The sequence below is a fragment of the Mumia sp. Pv4-285 genome (assembly GCF_041320275.1).
In the GTDB taxonomy this organism is placed as follows: domain Bacteria; phylum Actinomycetota; class Actinomycetes; order Propionibacteriales; family Nocardioidaceae; genus Mumia; species Mumia qirimensis.
Genome location: NZ_CP162023.1, coordinates 578,533 through 596,658, shown reverse-complemented (window position 1 = coordinate 596,658; position 18,126 = coordinate 578,533). Strand labels below are relative to the sequence as shown.

The following is an 18,126-nucleotide window of genomic DNA, read 5'->3' as shown; positions in this document are numbered from 1 at the left end:
CGTCAGACCGCCGTCGCTCCACTGAGCACCTGCGTCAACGCCTCCTCGGCCGCTCCCGTCGCTGCCGCCCGCAGCCCGAGGGTGCTGAGGCGTACGTCGATCGAGGCGTACGGCGCGGACGTCACGTGCGCCTCGATTTCGCGCACGGTCGCGGGCATCAGGTACGGCGCCAGCGGGACGAAGTAGCCACCGAGGACGACGGCGTCGGGGTTGAGGATGTTCGCCATCGTGGCCACCCCCTTGCCGAGCAGCACCCCGATGCCGTCGAGGATCTCCGCCGTGCTCGCGTCGGACGCGGCCCGCCGCGAGACCGCCTCGGCCGCCTCGAGCGGGGTGCCGTCCTCGGCGACCCCCACGGCCGACAACAGGGCGCGCAGACCGACCGACGCCTCCCAGCACCCGCGTCGGCCGCAGCCGCACCGCGCGGCGGGGTCGCCGAGCGGGATGTGGCCGACCTCCCCCGCGAACCCGGAGGTGCCTCGTACGATCGCGCCACCGCTGATCACCCCGGCACCGATGCCGACCGTGCCGGTGACGTAGACGGACTGGTCGAGCCCGATGGTGGCGCCGCGCCGTGCCTCTGCCAGGGCGGCGCAGTTCGCGTCGTTCTCGACCGCGACCGGCAGACCCGTCGCCGCACCGAGGTCGTCGGCGACGGTGCGGCCGCGCCAACCGAGGTTAGGGGCCATCGCGACGATCCCGTTCTGCCGGTCCACCAGGCCCGGGACCGCGACCGTGGCGCCGACGACGCGGGTCCCCATGCCGGACATGAGGTCGGCGGACTCGCGTGCGGCGGCGACCACGACCTCGTACGGGTCGCGGTCCTCGACCGGCACGGTGCGCTCGAGGCGCACCGTGCCGCCGAGGTCGACGGCGACCGACGACACGTAGTCGACGTTGACCTCGAGCCCGAGACCGACGAGCGTGCTGCCGGTCAGGACGAGCGGTCGGCCCGGACGCCCCCGCGCCGCGGCGACGGCGTCGGCCTCGCTGACATGGCCGCCGTCGACCAGCGCCCCGACGATCGTGCCGACGGTCGCCTTCGCCAGTCCGGTACGGCGCGCGAGCTCCGTCCGCGTCGCCGGACCGTCGTGCCGCAGGCTCCGCAGCACCGTCGCGGTGTTCTGGCGGCGGAGGTCCTCGGTCGCGACGAGGGTCACCCGCGCACCCCGTACAGGTGCTGGAGCGCGAGCTGGTCGAGGTGCTCGAACGCCGCCCCACGCGCGGCGAGCTGGTCCGGGTCGGCCAGCTCGGCCTGCTCGAGCTCGCGCCACCCCTCGCCCTCGTCGAGCGTCGGGACCGCCAGCTCCGGCAGGCGGGCGGCAGCGAGCGCCTCCTGCACCTCGGGATCGGCACGGAACGCCCGCACCTTGTCACGCAGCACGAGGTAGTTCGTCATGCATGCGGCTGCGGCCACCCACACGCCCTCCTCGTCCTCGGTGCGCGGCGTCTTGAAGTCGAAGTGGACGGGCCCGTCGTAGCCACCGGACTCGAGCGCGTCGACGACCCAGAACGCGCCGCGCGCGTTGCCGGCGCCGAACCGCAGGTCCTGGTCGTAGCGCGGGCCGTGCTGGCCGTTGAGGTCGATGTGGAAGAGCTTGTCGTGCCACATCGCCTGGGCGTAGCCGTGCGCCGCATTCATGCCGGCCATCTCCTCGTGCCCCACCTCCGGGTTCACGCCGACGTTCTCGGAGCGCTCGAGGGTCTCGATGAACGCGAGGGCGTGGCCGATCGTCGGGAGGAGGATGTCGCCGCGCGGCTCGTTGGGCTTCGGCTCGATCGCGAACCGCAGGTCGTACCCCCGGTCGTGGACGAACTCGCCGAGCACGTCGAACGCCTCGCGATAACGGTCCAGCGCCGCGGCGACGTCCTTCGCCGCACCGGACTCGGCCCCCTCGCGGCCGCCCCAGCAGACGTAGACCTTCGCACCCAGCTCGGCCGCGAGGTCGATGTTGCGCATCACCTTGCGGATCGCGAACCGGCGTACGTCCCGGTCGTTCGACGTGAAGCCGCCGTCCTTGAAGACGGGGTGGGTGAAGAGGTTGGTCGTGGCCGTGGTGACGACGAGGCCGGTGTCGGCCAGACCCTTCTTCCAGCGTTCGACGATGCGGGCGCGGGTGTCGTCGTCGGACCCGAACGGGATCAGGTCGTCGTCGTGGAAGTTCACGCCGTACGCGCCCAGCCCGGCGAGCTTCTCGAGCGCGTGGACCGGGTCCATCTCACCGCGGGTCGGCTCCCCGAAGGGGTCGCGCCCTGGATAGGCCACGGTCCACAGACCGAACGAGAACTTGTCTGCCGGGGTGGGCTTGGGGATCGTCATGGTGTCCTCTCGGGTGGTGCGGTCAGTCCCACGCGGCCGTGCGGTCGCGGAGAAGGGCATAGGTCTCGCGTACGGCGGGGGTCGGGTCGGCCTCGAGCACCTCGGTGCCGCGGGCGTCCCAGTCGGGCGGCTCGGCCTGGCCGCTGCACGCCCAGGCAGCCTGGCGAGCGGCGCCGAGCGCGACGTACTCGGCAGGCTCGGGGACGTGGACCGGACCGCCGAGGACCGCTGGGGCGAGGGCGCGTACGGCGGGGTTGGCGGTGGCGCCGCCGATGAGGAGGATCCGCCCGTCGATGCCTCCGACACGCTCGCGCAGGAGGTCGACGGCGTCGGCGAGCGAGCACAGCATCGCCTCGACGACGGCTCGCGCGAGGTCCTCGCGAGTCGTGGCCGGCGTCAGGCCGGACCAGACACCGGTGGCCCGCGGGCGGTTGGGGGTGCGCTCGCCGCCGTAGTAGGGCGAGACGACGAGCCCGCCCGCGCCCGGCGACGAGGCGAGCGCGAGCCGACCGAGCTCGGCGTGGTCGACGCCGAGCAGCCGGGCCTGCAGGTCGAGGATCCCGGCAGCGTTCATCGTGGTGACCATCGGCAGATAACGGCCGGTCGCGTCGGCGAAGCCCGTCACCGCCCCCGTACCGTCGGCGACCGGCGAGGCCGACACGGCGCTCGCGACCCCCGAGGTGCCGATCGACACGGCGACGTCGCCGGGGCGGAGGCCGAGCCCGAGCGCGGCGCCCATGTTGTCGCCGGTGCCACCCGTGACCACGAGTCCTGACTCGTGCTCGTACGCCGCCGCGCCGTCGGTCACGATCCGGGGCAACGCGACGGGACGCCCGAGAGCGCGCTCGGCGAGGTCGTCGCGCCACGCGCCGCTGCGGGCGTCGAAGTAGCCGGTGCCCGACGCGTCGCCGCGATCGGTGAACGCCTGCGTACGGCGTCCGGTGAGGTGCCACGACACGTAGTCGTGCGGCAGCAGCACCTGCGCGGTACGCGCCGCCGCCTCGGGCCGGTGGTCGCGCAGCCACCGCAGCTTCGTCGCGGTGAACGATGCGACAAGGACGCTGCCGACCGCATCGGCGCAGGCCTGGGGACCGCCCATCTCGTCGACGAGGTCGTGCGCCGCGTCGGCGGAGCGGGTGTCGTTCCACAGCAGCGCGTCGTGGACCGGGTCGCCGTCCTCGTCGAGCGCGACCATGCCGTGCTGCTGCCCCGCGACGGCGACTGCGTTCGCGTCGGACAGCCAGTCGCCGACCGCGTCGTCGCACGCCTTCAGCCAGTGGCGAGGGTCGACGGCCGTCCCCTCGGGGTGCCGGACGACGCGCCGGTCGAGCACGCGGCCGTCGAGCGCGTCCACGAGGAGCGCCTTGGTCGCGGTGGTGGAGGAGTCGATCCCGACGATGGTGTGAGCCACGTCCCCCTGTTTAGTACGAGTCGTGAATTAAAGTCAAGCGGCTTGCAGCGAGACGAATCTTCGAATCGGGCCCAGGTGTCGCCGCCATCCGCTACCTTCCGGCTTGGACTCCCCTAAGACTCCCCACCCCAAGGACACCGATGACTGACTCGACCCTGCCGCCCGCACCTGCGAACTCCCACGAGATCTCACACCTGCCCGCCCCCTCGACGCCGTACCCCGGCGCGCCTCTTGCCCCGCAGCACGCGGCGGTGGCGCCGTACCCGCCGGCGGCGGGCCCGCTCGGCAAGGTGCGTTCGACCGGCGTCTGCATGCTGCTGACGATCGTCACGCTCGGCTTCTACCAGCTGTACTGGTGGTACAAGACCCACGAGGAGATGAAGCGCCACTCCCAGCAGGGACTCGGTGGCGGCATCGCACTCCTGCTGACGATCTTCGTCGGCATCGTCATGCCGTACGTCACCTCCAACGAGGTCGGCGGACTCTACGAGCGTCGCGGCCAGAAGCGGCCGGTGAGCGCCGTGACCGGCCTCTGGTACTTCCCCGGCATGTTCATCCTCGTCGGACCGTTCGTGTGGTTCATCAAGACCAATGGCGCGCTCAACGCCTACTGGCGCTCGCTCGGCGCACGCTGACGTCTCGCTCCGGCGGCGGGTGTGGAGAATGGCCCCATGACTGACTCCACCCCCGTCGTCTGGAGCTCCGCGGGCGACTACACCGACATCCGGTACGAGACCACCGACGACGGCATCGCCAAGATCACGATCAACCGGCCCGAGGTGCACAACGCCTTCCGGCCGCAGACGATCATCGAGATCTCCGACGCCCTCACCGTGGCACGCGAGGACGAGTCGGTCGGCGTCATCATCCTCACCGGCGAGGGCGACAAGGCGTTCTGCTCCGGAGGCGACCAGCGGGTGCGCGGCGACTCCGGCTACAAGACCGACGCCGGCGCCACCGGCCGCTTCCACGTCACCGACCTGCACGTGCAGATGCGCCGCTGCCCCAAGCCGATCGTCGCGATGGTCGCCGGGTGGGCGATCGGCGGCGGGCACGTGCTGCACGTCGTCGCCGACCTCACGATCGCCGCCGACAACGCGCGCTTCGGACAGGTCGGCCCCAAGGTCGGCTCCTTCGACGGCGGCTTCGGTGCGAGCTCTCTGTCGCAGCTGGTCGGCATGAAGAAGGCCAAGGAGATCTGGTTCCTCTGCCGCCAGTACGACGCCCAGCAGGCGCTCGACATGGGCATGGTCAACACGGTCGTCCCGCTCGCCGACCTCGAGAGCGAGACCGTGAAGTGGTGCCGCGAGATGCTCGCACTCTCTCCGTACGCGCTGCGACTGATGAAGGCGAGCTTCCACGCCTCCGAGGACGGCTACGCCGGCCTGCAGCAGCTCGCGCACGACACCAACCTGCTCTTCTACGGCAACGACGAGGCCAAGGAGGGCCGCGACGCCTACAAGGAGAAGCGCACGCCCGACTTCACGCAGTTCCCGCGGCGCGCGTGAGCGGCGCGCTCCGCATCGCGGACATGGCCGGCGCCGAGCCGGACCTCGTCCTCACCGTCCCTGCCGAGTACGAGGACGGCAACGGCCACGTCAACATCCGGCACTACTTCGACCTGCACGCGCGGGCGGGCGACGTGGCGTTCGAGGCGATCGGGTTCGACGAGTCGTACCGCGACGTGCGTGGGCTGAGCGCGTTCAGCATCGAGCACCGGATCCGCTACCTCGACGAGGTGCTGGTCGGTCACGACGTCGCGGTCTACGTCCGGATGCTCGCGCGGTCGTCGAAGGTCGTCCACGGGATCCAGCTGCTGTTCGACACGACGACGGGGGCCCTCGCGAACACGTTCGAGTTCATCGAGGGTCACGTCAGCCTCGAGCAGCGGCGTACGGTCCCGTGGCCCGACGACGTGGCGGCGCTGCTCGACACGGCGATCGCTGCCGGCGACTCCTGGCCGGCGCTCCCCCACCCGCCAGGCCTCGGGCTTCGCTGAGCCCGGCGCCCGTCGGCGTCGAAGCTCAGCGCGACTCCGACGCCACCGCGCGTACGGCCTCCGCGACGCGGTCGTGCACGTCGGGGTGGAAGACGCTCGGGATGATGTAGTTGGCGTTCAGCTCGTCGTCGGAGACGGTCGCCGCGATCGCCTCCGACGCGGCGAGGAGGACGTCCGTCCCGATGCCGTGGCTCTGCGCGTCGAGCAGACCGCGGAACACCCCGGGGAACGCGAGCACGTTGTTGATCTGGTTGGGATAGTCCGACCGCCCCGTCGCCACCACCGTCGCGTGCGCGCGGGCGAGCGCGGGATCGATCTCCGGGGTCGGGTTGGCGAGCGCGAACACGATCGAGCCGTCGTTCATCGACTCCACGTCGTCGATCGTCAGCACGTTCGGGGCAGAGACGCCGATGAAGACGTCGGCGCCGCCGATGACGTCGCGCAGCGATCCGGTCACGCCGCGCGGGTTGGTGTGCTCGGCGATCCAGCGGAGCTGACCGACGAGCCCCGGGCGATCCGCGTGGACGACACCGTCGATGTCGCACACGACCACATCCGTCGCCCCGGCCTCGAGGACGAGCTTGAGGATCGCCGTCCCCGCGGCCCCGGCGCCTGACATGACGATGCGGACGTCGGCGATGTCCTTGCCGACCACACGCAGGGCGTTGCGCAGCGAGGCGAGCGCGACGATCGCCGTACCGTGCTGGTCGTCGTGGAACACCGGGATGTCGAGGCGCGCACGCAGCCGGTCCTCGATCTCGAAGCACTTCGGCGCCGCGATGTCCTCGAGGTTGATGCCTGCGAAGCCCGGGGCGATCGCCGCCACGGTCTCGACGATCGAGTCGACGTCGTGGGTGTCGAGGCACAACGGCCAGGCGTCGATGTCGGCGAAGGTCTTGAACAGTGCCGCCTTGCCCTCCATCACGGGAAGCGCCGCGTACGGGCCGATGTCGCCGAGCCCGAGGACGGCGGACCCGTCGGTGACGACCGCGACGGCGTTGCGCTTGACCGTCAGGCGGCGGGCGTCCTCCTTGTCGCGCGCGATCGCCTCACTGATCCGGGCGACGCCGGGCGTGTAGATCATCGAGAGGTCGTCTCGGGTCCGCAGCGGGTGCTTGGTCGCGACCTCGATGACACCGCCGAGGTGCATGAGGAACGTACGGTCGGAGACCTTCTTGACGTCGGCGTCCCCGATCGCGCGGAGTGCGGCGACGATCCGGTCGGCGTGGTCGGTGTCGGACGTCGCCACGGTGAGGTCGATCTGGAGAAGCTCGGTGTGCGAGCCGGTGACGTCGAGTGCCGTGACGATGCCGCCGGCCTTCTCGACGACGGTGGTCAGGTCGCTGACGGCCGACCCCCCGGACGGGACCTCGAGGCGGATGGTGATGGAGTACGAGACGCTCGGTGCAGGCACCCGTCCAGCGTGACACACCGCCACGGCCAAGACATGAGGCACCCCTCACGTTCACGGCGGGGCCCGTACGCTTTCTCGGTGAGGGTCGTCAGCCGTGCCGCCGCCCCCGCGGCCGCCCTTCCCGCTGCCGCGGCGCTCGCCGCCACCCTCGTCCTCGTGACTGGCTGGCTCCCGTCCGACGCCGCCGTCGACCTCCTCCACCACACCGGTCCAGTCCTCGTCTTCGTCGTCGCGATCACCGCGTACGCGGAGCTGTGCGCCGTCTGCGGGCTGTTCGACGCCGCCGCGGGAGTGGCGGTCCGCGCGTCGGCCGGACGACGGCTCCTCCTGTGGGTCTGGGTGGCTGCGCTCGCGACGCTCTGCACCGTCACGCTCTCGCTGGACACCACCGCGGTGCTGCTCACGCCGGTCGTCCTCGCGATGGCGCGACGGACGGGGTCCGACCCGATCCCGCTCACCCTCACCGTGGTCGCGCTCGCCAACACCGCGTCGTTGCTGCTCCCGGTCTCCAACCTGACGAACCTCCTGGCAGCGCCGTCCTTCGAACGGGCCGGTACGAGCTACGTCGCGACGATGGCGCTGCCCGCGGTCGCGGTGGTCGGCGCCACCCTCGTCGTGCTCGCAGTCCTGCACCGCCGCCGGATCACCGGCCGGTTCGTCGCGGCCCCGGACGCTCGACCCGACGACCCCGTGCTGCTCCGGACGGCGACCGTGACCACCGTCGCCGTGGTGGTGGGCTTCGTCGCCGGAGCCTCGTACGCGTGGGTGGCCGTCGCAGGGGCGGTCGTCCTCGGCGCAGCCGTCCTCGTCCGCCGCCGCAGCCTCGTCGTCGCGGCATCCGACCTGGTCCCGTGGCGCATGGTCGTCGCGGTGGCATGCCTGTTCGTCGTCGTCGGTGGGGCCCACGCTCACGGGCTCGACGACCTCGCTGCGAGCATCGCGGGCAGCGGGAACGGGCTCGGCGACCTCGCGCGCCTCGCCGCTGTCGGAGCCGGTGCGGCCAACGGGATCAACAACCTCCCTGCGTTCCTCGCGCTCGCACCCGTCGCGCTCGACGACGCCGCGCGTACGGCCGTGCTCCTCGTCGCGGTCGGCGCCGGGCCGCTGCTGACACCGTGGGGGTCGCTGGCCACGCTGCTGTGGTGGCGTCAGGTCCAGCGGCACAGCGGAGACAGCCCGCGACCGACGTGGCGACGGACGCTGGGTCAGGGCCTCGTCCTCGCACCCGTGGCCGTCGCCGCGGGGGCGCTGACCGTCGCGCTCGTCGCGCGCTGAGCCGTCAGACCTGCGCACGCACCGCGACGACGGTAGAACCGGGGTGTGAGCGACGACGACGCGCAGCGCCCGACCGCAGGCGGTGACAGCACGCTCACCGTCGTCCTCGCCTTCAGCATGAATGCGCTCATCGCGATCGCGAAGAGCGTGGCGGCCGCCCTCACGGGATCGGCGTCGATGGTCGCGGAGGCCGCGCACTCGTGGGCCGACACCGGCAACGAGGTCTTCCTGCTCATCGCGGACCGACGCTCTCGGGGCCGCCCCGACGCCGCGCACCCGCTCGGCTACGGCCGCGAGGCGTACGTCTGGTCGATGTTCGCCGCGATCGGCCTCTTCACCGCCGGTGCTGCGGTCTCGATCTGGCACGGCGTCACCGAGCTGCTCGATCCGGAGCCGGCCGGCGACTTCGGCATCGCGTACGCGGTGCTCGGCATCGCGTTCGTGCTCGAGGGCGTCTCCTTCACCCAGGCCTTCCGTCAGACCCGAGGGGCCGCTCGCCGCGAGAGCATCGACGTCGTCGACGCGGCGCTGACCACGTCCGACCCGACGCTCCGCGCAGTCTTCGCCGAGGACGCCGCCGCACTGATCGGGCTGTTCATCGCGTTCGTGGGGATCCTCGCGCACCAGCTCACCGGGTCTCCGGTCCCCGACGCGATCGGCTCCATCGCCGTCGGCGTCCTGCTCGCCGTCGTCGCCGTCGTGCTCATCGACCGCAACCGGCGCTTCATCGTCGGGGAGCACGTGTCGCCGTCGCAGCGCGACCGCACACTGGCGATGCTGGCTCGCGTCGACGAGATCGAACGCGTCACCTACCTGCACGTCGAGTTCGTGGGACCGCGCCAGGTGTACGTCGTCGCACACGTGGACCTGGTCGGCGACACGCGCGAGGCCGCCGTCGCCTATGCGCTGCGCGCCCTCGAGCGGCGGATCGAGGAGCACCCGCTCGTCGTCGAGTGCGTCCTGAGCCCGGCGACCCCGGACGAGCCGACCCTCGAACCGGCGTGACAGGCGCTCAGGCCACGCGCCGCCCTGTCAGCTCTTCGATCGTCAACCCGAGGAGCACCGTCCCGGGGAACCCCATCCACGGCTCCGGGTCGACGGCGGGGGGCCTGGAGGTCTCGTCGACGGCACGGATGGGGCCGCGGACCTTGACGCTCCACCCGGTCTGCGACAGCCGGTCGAGATAGGTCACCAGGAATGCGACGGTCTCTGGGCCTGGAGCCAGCTCTGCCAGTGTGCCGTCCACGACCGTGCGGATGAAGATCGTGTCTCCGTCGACACGGTAGTTGACCGGCGTGACGTCGACTCCTCGTCGGGACTCGTACGCGATGTGGCCCACCCCGGCCGTCATGAGGAGCTCGCGCGCCTCGTCGACGTCGAGAGTCACGAGCGACCTGGTGCTCATCTCGTCACCTCCTGGGGGTGCTTCGAGTGTACGTCTCGGGTGAGCGACGAGCGCAGGCCGTACGCTGTCCCACAGCAGTCGACGAGAGGGGTGTCGTGACCAGCGTTTCCCGCTTCCCAGAGCCGCAGGCCGTGACAGCACCCCTCACCGAGTACGCCATCTTCCTCGTCGCCACCGTCGAGCCTTGCCCCGATGCCACTCAGGCCGCGCGCACCGTGGTCAGCGAGATCGACGACCTGGTCCGCGCCGTGGGGTTCCGTAGCCTGCACGCCGGCCTCACGTGCGTCGTCGGCATCGGCTCCGACCTGTGGGACCGCTTCGGCGCGGCGTCCCGGCCGGCGCACCTGCGCCCGTTCGCCGCGATCGACGGCTACCGGCACGATGCCCCGAGCACACCGGGTGACCTGCTGTTCCACATCCGAGCGTCGCGGCACGACCTGTGCTTCGAGCTCGAGCGCCTGATCCTCGACGCGCTCGGCGACGCGGTCCGGGTCGTCGACGACACGCCGGGCTTCCGCTACTTCGACGCCCGCGACCTGCTCGGGTTCGTCGACGGCACTGAGAACCCCGTCGGAGAGGGCCTCACCGAGGCGGCGTACGTGGACGACGACGACGACTTCCTCGGCGGGAGCTACGTCATCACCCAGCGCTACGCCCACGACCTCACCGCCTGGGGAGCGCTGTCGACGGAGGAGCAGGAGCGCATCATCGGCCGCACCAAGGCCGACGATGTCGAGCTCGCCGACGAGGTGATGCCGTCGAACTCCCACGTGGTGCTCAACACCCTCACCGACGACGACGGCAACGACCTCGACATCGTCCGGTTCAACATGGCGTTCGGCAGCTACGCCGCCGGCGAGGTCGGCACCTACTTCATCGGCTACGCCAAGGACCCGGCGGTCACCGAGGAGATGCTCCAGAACATGTTCGTGGGCAAGCCCGCGGGCAACTACGACCGCATCCTCGACTTCTCGACGGCGACGAGCGGCTGCCTGTTCTTCGTCCCGTCGTCGGCCACCCTCGCGATGCTCGGCAACCTCCCGCCGGTCGAGGCCACCGATTCCAGGTCTCGATCCTCCGCTGGCGCTCCGGCCCCGACCAGCGGAATAGAAGGCGATCGAGACCCCACCCCATCCACCGCCGACGGCTCGCTGAACGTCGGCAGCCTCCGAGGAGAGTACGAACGATGAACAACCTGCACCGCTCGCTCGCCCCGATCTCCGAGGTCGCCTGGGCGCAGATCGAGGAGGAGGCGACCCGCACGTTCCGCCGCAACCTCGCCGGGCGCCGCGTCGTCGACGTCCACGACCCGCAGGGGGTCGAGTTCGCCGGGCTGTCGACGGGGCACCGCAGCGCCGCGGTGGCCGACCGCTTCGGCGTCGCCGTCCGCCGCCGTGAGGTCGCGCCGGTCGCGGAGCTCCGAGTCACGTTCGACCTCAGCCGCGAGGACATCGACGACGTGGAGCGCGGCTCGAACGACTCCGACTGGCAGCCGGTCAAGGACGCAGCTCGGGCGCTGGCATTCGCCGAGGACGGCGCTGTCTTCCACGGACTCACCGACGTGGGCATCCGCGGCATCGCCGAGTCGTCGAGCAACCCGCGCCTCCGGCTCCCCGTGGACGCGGTCGACTACCCCGACGTCGTCGCGCAGGCGCTGAGCCAGCTGCGCTTGGTCGGCGTCGAGGGGCCGTACGCCCTCCTGCTGAGCGCCGAGGCGTTCACGCTGGTCAACGAGACCACCGACCACGGCTACCCGATCCACCAGCAGCTCTCGCGCCTGGTCGACGGCAACATCGTCTGGGCGCCCGCGATCTCGGGGGCCGTGCTGCTGTCGACGCGCGGCGGCGACTACGACCTCCACCTGGGCCAGGACACGTCGATCGGCTACCTCCACCACGACGACGAGTCGGTGACGCTCTACCTGCAGGAGTCGTTCGCGTTCCTGCCGCTGACCGACGAGGCATCGGTGGTGATGGACGCATGAGCTGGACCGAGCGTCGCAGCGTCGACGTCGGCGCGCTGACCTTCGACGTCGCGTTCGCCGGACCCGAGGACGGTGCCCCGGTGTTCCTCCTGCACGGCTTCCCGCAGACGTACGACTCGTGGTCCGAGGTCGCCCCTCGGCTCGCCGAGGCGGGCCTGCGTGTCATCGCTCCGAACCAGCGCGGCTACTCCCCAGGAGCGCGCCCGGAGGACGTCGAGGCGTACGCCGTGGCACACCTCGTCGACGACGTGACCGGACTGATGGACGCCCTCGGGTACGACGCCGTGCACGTGGTCGGCCACGACTGGGGTGCCGCCGTGTCCTGGGCGCTGACGGCTCACCACCCCGACCGCGTCCGCAGCCTCGTCGCCCTCTCGGTTCCGCACCTCGCGGCGTACGGGTGGGCGTTGCGCCACGACGAGGACCAGCAGCAGCGCGCGAAGTACATCCAGCTGATGCGGCAGCCCGGCAAGGCCGAGCAGGTCCTGCTCGAGGACGACGCCCGACGGATCACGGCGATGTACGGCGGCTCGGTGCCGGCCGAGCTCGCCGCGTCCTTCGTGGCGGCGATGCAGGAGCCTGGCGCGCTGACCGCGGCGCTGAACTGGTACCGCGCGATGGGACGCGACCTCGACCGGACCCCGACGGTCGTGGTTCCCACGACGTACCTGTGGGGCGATGGCGACTGGGCGCTCGGCTCCGCCGGAGCCCGCCGCTGCGGCGAGCACGTCGACGCCGAGTACCGGTTCGTCCCCGTCGCCGGCGCGTCCCACTGGCTCCCCGAGGAGTTCCCGGAGCTCGTCGCGTCGGAGATCGTCGCTCGCACCCGCGGCTGAGCCGTACGGTTCAGGCCGGCCGGTCTCCGGGCTTCTCCGGCTCATGACCTGGCTCGACCACCTCGTCACGCCGTGACACCTCGGCCGAGAGGTCGCGCACCCGTCGGCCTCGCTGGCGGTTCGTGGTCGTCAGCCAGATGAGGCCGGCCAGGAGCACCACGGCGATGATCGCGCCCCACAGCGTCGCGGCACGGAACCCCGGCACGTCAACGTCGAGGATGCGCTCACCGGCGTGAGCACCGTTGCTGGTCCCGAGCACGATCGACAGCGTCATGAGGTTCGGGAGGGCCAGCAGGATCGCGACGCCGATCGCGACGGCGATCCACCATCCTCGGATCCACCTCCGCGCGATCGCCTGCCAGACCAGGAGCAGCGGCAGGAACGTGAACACGATGCCGAGGAAGAGCCCCCACACCGTGCCCGCGGTGAGCCTGCCGTCCACACGAGCGCCGATCCACTGCGCCCACCACCGCGGGACGAAAGCGGCGAGCGCGTAGCCGATCGCGACGATGATGACGGCGATCGCGAGGACGATGACCGCCTTGCGCAGCATCTCCTTCGCGCGCGTCGACGCGTCGGCCGCATGGCTGGGCACGGTGCGCTCGGGCGCGCTCTTCGGAGGTGTCGCCTCTCCGTCCTGCGAGGTCACCATGTCCTCAGAATGGCACCAAACCCCGAGGTCGGCCGGAATCCGGACCCACGACGGGTTAACATCTGTTTACAAGGATGTGACGCGTGACACACACTCGGGTCGCTTGGCGTTCACCTCGGGAAGGAACGGCTCACCATGACCCTGACAGAGGGCCTGCGCACCGCTGAGATCATCCCGCTCGAGCGAGACAACCTGCGCATCGTCGAGAAGCCGCGTCGCAGCACCCGTTCGCTGCTCCTGTCCAGCGCGCTCAGGATGACGGTGAAGCCGGCGCTGTCGGTCTGGGCGCATGCGCCCGGCGCGCCATGGCCGACCGGCCTCCTCGAGGGTGCGGCGGCGCTCCTCCCCGCTCCGCGCCGTACTGCGATCGACGCCATCCAGCTCCCGCACTGCGACGCCGAGCTGATCCGGGCCGAGTCCGCCGAGCACGGCGACACCCACGCGATCCTCTACCTCCACGGCGGCGCGTTCCTCATCGGCGGGCTCAACACCCACCGCGGGCTCGCGGCCCGCATCTCGGCGACGAGCGGATCCACGGTCCTCAACGTCGGCTACCGCATGATGCCGAAGCACCCGGTCAGCCATGCCGTCGAGGACGGCCTGGCGGGCTACCGGTGGCTGCTCGAGCAGGGCTATCCGCCCGAGCGGATCGTCGTCGCGGGCGACTCCGCCGGCGGCTACCTCGCGTTCGCCGTCACGCTCGCGATCATCGAGGAAGGCCTGGCAGCGCCGGCTGGTCTGGTGGCCATGTCGCCGCTCACCGACCTCGATCCGGAGCGCAAGCTCGACCACCCCGACAGGCCGTCGTGCGCACTGTTCCCGCGCTCGGCGTGGCGAGGATTCCTGCGGCTCGTCGACATGGTCGAGAACGAGCTGCTCTCCGAGCTGCTCCGCCCGGCGTCCTCGCTGGTCGACGCGGACCTGCGCGGACTCCCGCGGACCCTCATCCAGGTCGGCTCCGACGAGCTCGTGCTGCCCGATGCCGAGCTGATGGCGATCCGGCTCGCCCGTTCCGACGTCGACGTCGAGCTCCAGATCTGGGAGAAGCAGGTCCACGTGTTCCAGCTCGCGGTCGGCATCGTCCCGGAGTCGCGTGAGGCGACGCGCGAGGTCGGGCGGTTCACCCGCGAGGCCACGGCGGCCGCTGGGCGCCGTACGACGTCCGCTCGCAGGTCCCGGCGCACTCGCGCTCGTCGCGCCTGACGCCACCGCACCCCGCCGGTCGAGGCGCGAAGCGATCGAGACCCGCTAGATCCCGGAGTCGGTCCCGGAACTGCCTGAGCTGCCTGTCCCGGATCCGTCCGGCGGCGTCACGCCCTGCTGGCCCGTTCCGTCCTGGCTCATCCCGGGAGGACCGCCGCCCATGCTGGGGCCGCCCCCCATCCCAGGGCGACCACCCGGGCCGTTCTGCACATCGTCGGCCGAGGCGCCGCCGACGGCCATGCCGCCGAGGAAGCCGAAGCCGCAGAGCGCGATGCCGGCGATCGCGGCTCCGATCCGTGTCTTGCCGTCGATCGCACTCCAGCCGCTCGGGCGCTCCGGACCTTGCTCGTACGAGGGGTTCTGCGCGTTGCCGGGAATCTGTTCGTTCATCTCACTCTGTCCTTCGTGGGTGTCGTGGGTTCGGTGTCGGCGCGTCACTGCGCGCTGGTGAGGTCGTAGAGGGTGGTGCCGTCCACGGACTGCGCCGTGAAGTTCTGGGTCACCCAGCTCTCGATCTCGGAGTTGCTGCCGCCACCTCGGCCGGTGCCGGCGATGTAGTAGTGGATCTCGCCGTCGGCGACCCACTGCTGGAACTGCTCGAGCGTCGGGTAGTCGTCGGTGCCGTTGAAGCCACCGATGGCGAGGACCGGCTGCCCCGAGGCGAGCTGCAACGGCGCCGCACCGTTGGCGGTCTGCGCCGCTGCGGCCCAGCGGTAGTCCCCTTCCTGGAGCAGCTGCACGACCTCGTCACTGACACCCGAGATGCCGTTGCCACCGAGGAAGCTCGTGCCACCGCCCGTGCCGTTGCCACCGGCACCGCCGCCCGGGCCGCCGCCGAAGCCACCCCCACCACCCGGACCGCCGCCGCTGGACGGGCCGGCGGTCACGATCGACCCCGTGTGCGCCGTGCCGATGGTGGCGAGCGCCGACGCGGTTGGCCCGGCGAACGCGACGATCCCGACGAGCACTGCGGCGGCGACCGTGAACCTGCGCGCGTGGTCACGGACCACGCTCAGCTCAGGTCCCAGCAGGAGCAGGGTGCCGGCGACGACGGAAGCAGCGAGAACGATCCAGCGAAGCCAGGGCAGGAACGACGGCGTCTCCGCAAGGAGCCGCCACTGCCAGGCACCCGTCAGGAAGACCGCACCTGCGAGGACCGCGCGCGGCACCAGCTCCGTACGGCGTCGCCACAGGAGAACGCTCCCGGCGCCGACCAGGGCAGCGATCGCCGGGGCGAGTGCGACCGTGTAGTACTCGTGGATGATCCCCTGCATGAGGCTGAAGGTCAGTCCCGTGACGAGCAGCCACCCGCCCCAGACGATGGCGAACGCGCGCATCCGGTCGGTCCTCGCGGCCCGCCATGAGAAGGCGCCGAGCACGGCGAGCGCAACCAGTGCGGCAGGGAGCAGCCAGCTCGCCTGCGTCTGCATCTCCGAGCTGAAGAGCCGCCCGATGCCGGGCGTACCCCACTGTCCGCCACCACCACCGCCTCCGCCGACGGACCCGGCCTCCTCACCGTTGAGGCGACCGAGACCGTTGTAGCCGAGGGTGAGCTCGAGGATGCTGTTGCCCGTCGAGCCACCGATGTACGGCCGCGAGCCGGCCGGCCACAGCTCGGCGACCAGCACCCACCACCCGGCGCCGACGATCACGGCGCCCCCCGCGGCGAGCAGGTGGAGCAGACGGGTACGCAGTCGGGCCGAGCCGGCGACGCCGTACGCGAGGGCGAGACCCGGGAGGACCAGGAAGGCCTGGAGCATCTTCGCGAGGAACGCGAAGCCGACGAGGAGCCCCGCGAGGACGAGCCAGCGGAGCGCCTTCTTGGCGTCGATCGCGCGGGTCACGGCCCAGGCGGCGGCGACCATGAGGAAGACGAGCAGCGCGTCAGGGTTGTTGAAGCGGAACATCAGTGCCGCCACCGGCGTCGTGGCGAGCACGGCACCGGCGATCAACGCCGACCACGGTCCGGCCCACCGCTTCACCGCCGCGTAGAGGACCCCGACGCTCGCCACGCCGAGAAGGGCCTGAGGCAGCAGCATGCTGAACGAGCTGAACCCGAACAGGCGGGCCGACAACCCCATCACCCAGAGGGAGCCGGGCGTCTTGTCGACGGTGATGCCGTTGGATGCGTCCAGGGCACCGAAGAACCACGCCTTCCAGCTCTGCGAGCCGGCCTGGACCGCCGCGGCGTAGTACTCGTTGGCGTACCCGTTGACGGACAGGTTCCAGCAGTACGCGACCGCCGTCGCCGCGAGCAGTGCCACGAGGAGCGTCCGGTCCAACGTCCACCAACGGCTCTCGGTGGCTGCCGCCGCCTGCTGGCGTGCGGGTGCCTCTCGTACGAGCGTGCTCATGCGATGCTCCTCTCGTCCGCCGCGGCGGCGAACGTCTCAGTACGGATCTCGGGGACCGCGGTCACGGTCCGCCGGTGGGCGAAGACCCAGCGGTCGAGCAGCACGAACCGCAGCACGGTGGCGGCGACGTTCGCGATGGTCAGCACCCCGACCTCGGTCAGGGGCGAGTGGCCCTGGCCTGCCGTGAGCGCGAGGGCGGACGCCGTCAGCGCCCACCCGCAGCCGAAGGCGATCAGGCCTTGGAGGTGGTGGCGGGCCAACCCGTCGACGCCGACGACCTGGAAGGTGAAGCGACGGTTGAGCGCGGTGTTGCCGATCGCCGTCGTGACCAGGGCGAAGAGGTTGGCGAGCTGCGCCGACGTCGCCTCACGGGCGAGCAGGAAGAGCAGCGCGTACGCGATCGTGCTGGCGAGTCCGACCAGGCCGAACCGGATCATCCGTATCCCGACCGGCATCGTGGCCGACGGGCGGCCGAACTCCCGTCGTACGGGTTCGAGGTCGAGCGACCCGGTCGTCAGGCCGCGCGCCATCCGCGCGACGCCACGCAGGTCGTCGCGCACCGTCGACACGATCGCCACCCGGCTGTCGGGGTCGTCGATCCAGTCGACGGGGACCTCGGCGATCCGCAGGCCCGCACGCTCGGCGAGGACGAGCAGCTCGGTGTCGAAGAACCACCTCGTGTCCTCCACGAAGGGCAGCAGCGCCTGGGCGACGTCCGCACGCACGGCCTTGAAGCCGCACTGGGCATCGCTGAACCGGGCGCCCAGCACCACGCGCAGGATCGCGTTGTATCCGCGGGACAGCACCTCGCGCTTCGCGCCTCGCACGACCCGCGCGTCACGCCGCAGACGGGTCCCGATCGCCACGTCGGAGTGGCCCGAGAGCAGCGGGGCGACCAGCGGCATGAGGGCGTCGAGGTCGGTGGAGAGGTCGACGTCCATGTACGCGACCACGGCTGCGGTGCTGCCGGACCAGACGGTGGCGAGCGCCCGTCCCCGTCCCCGCTCGGGGATCCGGACCAGGTCGACGCCGCGCAGCGTCGCGGCGAGGTGCTCGGCGACCTCCGCCGTGCCGTCGGTGCTGCCGTTGTCGGCGATCACCACGCGGCTCGCGTACGGGACGGCGATGTCGAGGTAGGTCCGCAGGCGGCGGACGCTGCGCTCGATGACGTGTGCCTCGTTGAGGACCGGGACGACGACGTCGATCACGGGGGGTGACTGGCTCATGTCCACCACAGTCGGGGCGGAACTTCACGTTCCCCTGCGGTCAGCCT

The 18,126-nt window shown here is 71.4% G+C and carries 18 protein-coding genes; 9 read left to right on the top strand and 9 right to left on the bottom strand.

Annotated elements, in window-relative coordinates; all coding sequences use genetic code 11:
- Positions 1-2: 2 nt before the first annotated feature.
- The 3 genes from AB3M34_RS02860 to xylB are packed head-to-tail and all read right to left on the bottom strand — an operon-like array spanning position 3 to position 3,731.
- A complete protein-coding gene (locus AB3M34_RS02860; RefSeq protein ID WP_370617572.1) occupies positions 3-1,160 on the bottom strand; it encodes an ROK family protein in 1,158 nt (385 codons plus the stop codon).
- Positions 1,157-2,320 carry a xylose isomerase gene (xylA, locus tag AB3M34_RS02855; RefSeq protein WP_370617571.1) on the bottom strand — a complete coding sequence of 388 codons (1,164 nt, stop codon included), beginning with the start codon at positions 2,318-2,320 and terminating at the stop codon, positions 1,157-1,159. The genes AB3M34_RS02860 and xylA overlap by 4 nt, the downstream gene beginning before the upstream one ends.
- 22 nt (positions 2,321-2,342) lie before the next feature.
- A complete protein-coding gene (gene xylB / locus AB3M34_RS02850) occupies positions 2,343-3,731 on the bottom strand; it encodes a xylulokinase (protein ID WP_370617570.1) in 1,389 nt (462 codons plus the stop codon).
- Positions 3,732-3,871: 140 nt separating this feature from the next.
- Here xylB and AB3M34_RS02845 point away from each other — a divergent pair, with 140 nt between their 5' ends.
- Genes AB3M34_RS02845 through AB3M34_RS02835 form a run of 3 tightly spaced genes read left to right on the top strand, consistent with a single transcriptional unit; the run spans position 3,872 to position 5,730 of the window.
- Entirely contained in the window at positions 3,872-4,366 is a 495-nt protein-coding gene (locus tag AB3M34_RS02845; protein WP_370617569.1) for a DUF4234 domain-containing protein, read from the top strand.
- 36 nt (positions 4,367-4,402) lie between these two features.
- Positions 4,403-5,239 (top strand): 1,4-dihydroxy-2-naphthoyl-CoA synthase, encoded by an 837-nt coding sequence (menB, locus tag AB3M34_RS02840; RefSeq protein WP_370617568.1) that lies wholly within the window; start codon positions 4,403-4,405, stop codon positions 5,237-5,239.
- Complete coding sequence (locus AB3M34_RS02835) at positions 5,236-5,730, top strand: thioesterase family protein (protein ID WP_370617567.1); 495 nt, start codon at positions 5,236-5,238, stop codon at positions 5,728-5,730. Before menB ends, AB3M34_RS02835 begins: the two co-directional genes overlap by 4 nt.
- Before the next feature lie 25 nt (positions 5,731-5,755).
- Here the strand turns inward: AB3M34_RS02835 and AB3M34_RS02830 are convergent, their stop codons facing one another.
- Positions 5,756-7,144: an NAD-dependent malic enzyme gene (locus AB3M34_RS02830; protein ID WP_370617566.1), complete on the bottom strand. Its 1,389-nt coding sequence runs from the start codon at positions 7,142-7,144 to the stop codon at positions 5,756-5,758.
- A 78-nt stretch (positions 7,145-7,222) separates the two neighbouring features.
- Here AB3M34_RS02830 and AB3M34_RS02825 point away from each other — a divergent pair, with 78 nt between their 5' ends.
- Entirely contained in the window at positions 7,223-8,419 is a 1,197-nt protein-coding gene (locus tag AB3M34_RS02825; protein WP_370617565.1) for an SLC13 family permease, read from the top strand.
- A gap of 45 nt (positions 8,420-8,464) precedes the next feature.
- Positions 8,465-9,424 carry a cation diffusion facilitator family transporter gene (locus tag AB3M34_RS02820; RefSeq protein ID WP_370617564.1) on the top strand — a complete coding sequence of 320 codons (960 nt, stop codon included), beginning with the start codon at positions 8,465-8,467 and terminating at the stop codon, positions 9,422-9,424.
- Between the two features lie 7 nt (positions 9,425-9,431).
- Here AB3M34_RS02820 and AB3M34_RS02815 read toward each other — a convergent pair whose 3' ends face one another.
- Positions 9,432-9,824, bottom strand: coding sequence for a pyridoxamine 5'-phosphate oxidase family protein (locus tag AB3M34_RS02815; protein ID WP_370617563.1), 393 nt, complete (start codon positions 9,822-9,824; stop codon positions 9,432-9,434).
- A gap of 95 nt (positions 9,825-9,919) precedes the next feature.
- Between AB3M34_RS02815 and AB3M34_RS02810 the strand changes: the two genes are divergently transcribed.
- From AB3M34_RS02810 to AB3M34_RS02800, 3 genes are read left to right on the top strand one after another with little or no spacing between them, the layout of a single operon-like run.
- The gene (locus tag AB3M34_RS02810) at positions 9,920-11,014 is read left to right on the top strand and encodes a Dyp-type peroxidase (RefSeq protein WP_370617562.1); all 1,095 of its coding nucleotides are present in this window, start codon (positions 9,920-9,922) and stop codon (positions 11,012-11,014) included.
- Positions 11,011-11,808, top strand: coding sequence for a family 1 encapsulin nanocompartment shell protein (locus AB3M34_RS02805; RefSeq protein ID WP_370617561.1), 798 nt, complete (start codon positions 11,011-11,013; stop codon positions 11,806-11,808). Before AB3M34_RS02810 ends, AB3M34_RS02805 begins: the two co-directional genes overlap by 4 nt.
- The gene (locus AB3M34_RS02800) at positions 11,805-12,644 is read left to right on the top strand and encodes an alpha/beta fold hydrolase (protein WP_370617560.1); all 840 of its coding nucleotides are present in this window, start codon (positions 11,805-11,807) and stop codon (positions 12,642-12,644) included. The genes AB3M34_RS02805 and AB3M34_RS02800 overlap by 4 nt, the downstream gene beginning before the upstream one ends.
- Before the next feature lie 10 nt (positions 12,645-12,654).
- Here the strand turns inward: AB3M34_RS02800 and AB3M34_RS02795 are convergent, their stop codons facing one another.
- Positions 12,655-13,296 carry a hypothetical protein gene (locus tag AB3M34_RS02795; protein WP_370617559.1) on the bottom strand — a complete coding sequence of 214 codons (642 nt, stop codon included), beginning with the start codon at positions 13,294-13,296 and terminating at the stop codon, positions 12,655-12,657.
- Positions 13,297-13,431: 135 nt separating this feature from the next.
- On the opposite strand from AB3M34_RS02795, the gene AB3M34_RS02790 reads away from it, so the two are divergent.
- Positions 13,432-14,499, top strand: a complete 1,068-nt coding sequence (locus AB3M34_RS02790) for an alpha/beta hydrolase (RefSeq protein ID WP_370617558.1) — start codon at positions 13,432-13,434, stop codon at positions 14,497-14,499.
- A 45-nt stretch (positions 14,500-14,544) separates the two neighbouring features.
- Here AB3M34_RS02790 and AB3M34_RS02785 read toward each other — a convergent pair whose 3' ends face one another.
- From AB3M34_RS02785 to AB3M34_RS02775, 3 genes are read right to left on the bottom strand one after another with little or no spacing between them, the layout of a single operon-like run.
- A complete protein-coding gene (locus AB3M34_RS02785; RefSeq protein ID WP_370617557.1) occupies positions 14,545-14,889 on the bottom strand; it encodes a hypothetical protein in 345 nt (114 codons plus the stop codon).
- Positions 14,890-14,933: 44 nt separating this feature from the next.
- Positions 14,934-16,853 (bottom strand): ArnT family glycosyltransferase, encoded by a 1,920-nt coding sequence (locus tag AB3M34_RS02780; protein WP_370617556.1) that lies wholly within the window; start codon positions 16,851-16,853, stop codon positions 14,934-14,936.
- Positions 16,850-18,079 carry a glycosyltransferase gene (locus tag AB3M34_RS02775; RefSeq protein WP_370617555.1) on the bottom strand — a complete coding sequence of 410 codons (1,230 nt, stop codon included), beginning with the start codon at positions 18,077-18,079 and terminating at the stop codon, positions 16,850-16,852. The genes AB3M34_RS02780 and AB3M34_RS02775 overlap by 4 nt, the downstream gene beginning before the upstream one ends.
- Positions 18,080-18,126: the final 47 nt, after the last annotated feature.

What these genes read in the sequence shown, in the direction of transcription:
- xylA (WP_370617571.1), bottom strand. Translation starts at nt 2,320, where the DNA reads ATGACGATCCCCAAGCCCACCCCGGCAGACAAGTTCTCGTTCGGTCTG.
- AB3M34_RS02845 (WP_370617569.1), top strand. Translation starts at nt 3,872, where the DNA reads ATGACTGACTCGACCCTGCCGCCCGCACCTGCGAACTCCCACGAGATC.
- menB (WP_370617568.1), top strand. Translation starts at nt 4,403, where the DNA reads ATGACTGACTCCACCCCCGTCGTCTGGAGCTCCGCGGGCGACTACACC.
- AB3M34_RS02815 (WP_370617563.1), bottom strand. Translation starts at nt 9,824, where the DNA reads ATGAGCACCAGGTCGCTCGTGACTCTCGACGTCGACGAGGCGCGCGAG.
- AB3M34_RS02805 (WP_370617561.1), top strand. Translation starts at nt 11,011, where the DNA reads ATGAACAACCTGCACCGCTCGCTCGCCCCGATCTCCGAGGTCGCCTGG.
- AB3M34_RS02800 (WP_370617560.1), top strand. Translation starts at nt 11,805, where the DNA reads ATGAGCTGGACCGAGCGTCGCAGCGTCGACGTCGGCGCGCTGACCTTC.
- AB3M34_RS02795 (WP_370617559.1), bottom strand. Translation starts at nt 13,296, where the DNA reads ATGGTGACCTCGCAGGACGGAGAGGCGACACCTCCGAAGAGCGCGCCC.
- AB3M34_RS02790 (WP_370617558.1), top strand. Translation starts at nt 13,432, where the DNA reads ATGACCCTGACAGAGGGCCTGCGCACCGCTGAGATCATCCCGCTCGAG.
- AB3M34_RS02785 (WP_370617557.1), bottom strand. Translation starts at nt 14,889, where the DNA reads ATGAACGAACAGATTCCCGGCAACGCGCAGAACCCCTCGTACGAGCAA.
- AB3M34_RS02780 (WP_370617556.1), bottom strand. Translation starts at nt 16,853, where the DNA reads ATGAGCACGCTCGTACGAGAGGCACCCGCACGCCAGCAGGCGGCGGCA.
- AB3M34_RS02775 (WP_370617555.1), bottom strand. Translation starts at nt 18,079, where the DNA reads ATGAGCCAGTCACCCCCCGTGATCGACGTCGTCGTCCCGGTCCTCAAC.